This window comes from Bradyrhizobium sp. P5_C11_2, from assembly GCF_054049755.1.
Map to the genome: position 1 here is coordinate 1 of NZ_JBFULT010000762.1, position 2,861 is coordinate 2,861.

Consider the following 2,861-nt stretch of genomic DNA (forward strand, 5'->3'; position numbering starts at 1 on the left):
CGATCACTCTTAGCCTATTTGGACGCGGCTCGACCCAGCTACGCTCTCCCGACGGCTCACGGCCCTACCTCACCCCCGCCCCCGCCACCACCGGCAACGTCACCGCCGCCAGCAGCGTCCCCAACGCCACCGCGCCCGACACCGGGTTCACCAGCCGCTGATACTGAACCGGGATTACACCATTACGCCATTACGGTAACAGCACACAAAACTCTCGACGCGGGGAGTGCCTCATCCGCACCGCTGCTCAAAGCCAGTTTTGTCCGCAGTCACCGTAGCTCCTCGGTTCGCAATGCGCTATCGGTAGCGAGCCAAGGACGTTCATGGACAAGCAAGCCGGGCGGAAAAGATCGTGAGTTTCTTCGAGCGTCTCAAGACAGAAGCATCCGTTGAGTGGCGGGCCTACACCGAGCATCCCTTCACGAACGGATTGGCGGACGGCTCGCTCCCCGAAGCGGCGTTTCGTCACTACCTCGTTCAGGACTACCTGTTCCTCATCGAGTTTGCCCGCGCGTACGCGCTCGCGGTCTACAAGTCACCCAGACTTGCCGACATGCGTGAAGCAGCAGCCGGCCTTTCGGCCATCCTCGATGTCGAGATGAACCTGCATGTGAAGCTCTGTGCCGATTGGGGTCTATCCCCGGCCGACCTTGAACAGACCCCTCCAGCGGCCGAGACGCTGGCCTATACACGCTACGTGCTCGACACGGGAATGCGCGGCGATCTGCTGGCACTCAAGGTGGCGCTTGCCCCCTGCGTGATCGGGTACGCGGAGATCGCAACGCGGCTCGCCTCGCTCCCCCTCGCGGACGCCGCGACGAACGCCTACCGCGTCTGGATCGCCGAGTACGCCGGCGCGCCGTACCAGGAGGTCGCTGCCAAGGCGCGGGCGCACATGGAGCATCTCGCCGATCTCTACGCCACGCCGGCCCGCGAGGCAGAGCTGATTGCGATCTTCAAGGAAGCCACCCGACTCGAAGCAGACTTCTGGGAGATGGCCTGGCGCGCGGGCCAGCCTGTTCAATAACCCTTTCGGCAGTCGTCAGGCTCATGACCTGAAGAGTTATCGAATTACGATGACGGTGCTCCTCGATCTGTCGGGTCGAGCTTCCGTCACGATTCCTGAAAGCCTAACAGAAACCACGTCTGTCGGCCGTCCCCGCTAGACCGCATTCATCATTTCGCGTAGTCTTTTCGCACAGCAACATGTTAGCGGAGGTCCTCCGTGGAACATCGCGGCGTAAGCTTCTCGATCGTTGAAATGAGCTACCCTTCCGGTTGGAAGTGGACTGTGGGAAAAGGCCGAACCGTGTCGGTCGGTGTCTGTGCCACGAGGGTGGACGCGATCCGCCAGGCTCAGACTTTCATTGACGCGATTATGGACTGGGCTGCGTAAGCGGCGCTACTTCACCCCCGCCACGATCAGCACCACCACCGGCAACGTCACCGCCGCCAGCAGCGTGCCCAGCGCCACCGCGCCCGACACCGGGTTCACCAGCCGCTTGTACTGGACCGCGAAGATATACGCGTTCGCGCCGGTCGGCATCGCCGCGAACAGCACGATCACGCCGGCTGCAACCGGGGGCAAACCGAGCAGCTTGGCCAGCAGCAAGGCGGCCGCGGGCATCACCAGCAGTTTGAGCGCGCACATCACGAGGATGCCGAGCTTCTCGCCCTTCACCTCGAACCGGAACAGATTGATGCCAAGCGCGATCAGCGCGGCCGGCGATCCCGCCTGCGCGAGCAGCTCGATGGTTCTGTCGGCCACGGGGTTGAGGCCGAGCCCCGTAAAGCGCCAGAGCACGCCAAAACCGATTCCCAGCATCAGCGGATTGCGGGCGAGATCCGCGAGCACGGGGCGGATCACCGCCAGAGGCGAGCCGCTCCCCTTGCGGCTGACAAGCTCCATTTGCAGGATGCCGCAGAGYCAGAGCAGCGGCGTGTTCACCGACAGGATCAGCGCCATCGGCCCCGCGGCCTCGTTGCCCAGCGCCGAGAGCGTCAAGGGAATGCCGAGCATCACGATGTTGCCGTAGACCGAGCCGATCGCGAACACGACGCCGTCCTCGCGGTCCTCGCGCCGCTCGCGCAGCAGGGCCGACAGCGCCAGCGCCGCGATCCAAATGATGGCGAGCGCGCCGTAATAGGCGCCCCACATCCGCCAGGGGCTGACATCGGGGAATTCCGAGACGACGATGGTGCGGAACAGCAAAGCGGGGATGGCGATGCTGAAGGCGAATTCGGAGATGCCCTTGTGCGCGGTCTCGGAGACGAAGCGAAACAGCACGGCGGCATAGCCGGCCGCGATCAGGGCAAAGACCGGCGCGACGATCAATACGGTGGCCATGCACCCCCACTCACGGGGATCCCGGCCGGCCACCCCACGCATCCTCGATCATGGCATCATGCCCCTGTTTTGCCCGACGAGTCAAACTCACTTCGTAAAATCCGTAGAGGCGATTTCACAAGGCATATCAAGGCCCCCGCTACTGTGCATGGGGTTGTTTTCGCGTTTTTTTTGCCGGACGGTCGCCGGAGGCTCGGGCCTGACCCGATCTCGCCAGTTCCGCCAACGGGTTAGCCGTACACCGCGGAGCAGCCCCACCCACCGCCGTCATCCCCCGCGAAAGCGGGGGATCCAGTACGCCGCGGCTCCTCTGGGAACTACAGCCGCCTCTGGAATACCGGGTCACCCGCCCCAGTGCGCAATTGCGCACAAGGCGGGTGACGACAGCGGAGAAACGAAATGACCCCTTTCGGGGCCTCTGGTCCGGCTGTCGTCCGCCTATCCCGCCTGTTGCCGAGACCGCACACGTCCCGGGTTTCGCTTCCGCCCTCGTTGCCAACGAACAGGCGTTCAC

2 protein-coding genes are annotated in these 2,861 nt (G+C 64.0%); one reads left to right on the top strand and one right to left on the bottom strand.

Annotated elements, in window-relative coordinates; translation table 11 throughout:
• Positions 1 to 352: 352 nt before the first annotated feature.
• The gene (gene tenA, locus ACXJL8_RS38155; RefSeq protein ID WP_456621986.1) at positions 353 to 1,027 is read left to right on the top strand and encodes a thiaminase II; all 675 of its coding nucleotides are present in this window, start codon (positions 353 to 355) and stop codon (positions 1,025 to 1,027) included.
• A 375-nt stretch (positions 1,028 to 1,402) separates the two neighbouring features.
• Here tenA and ACXJL8_RS38160 read toward each other — a convergent pair whose 3' ends face one another.
• On the bottom strand, positions 1,403 to 2,347 hold the full coding sequence (locus ACXJL8_RS38160; protein WP_456686716.1) for an AEC family transporter: 945 nt from the start codon (positions 2,345 to 2,347) through the stop codon (positions 1,403 to 1,405).
• Positions 2,348 to 2,861: the final 514 nt, after the last annotated feature.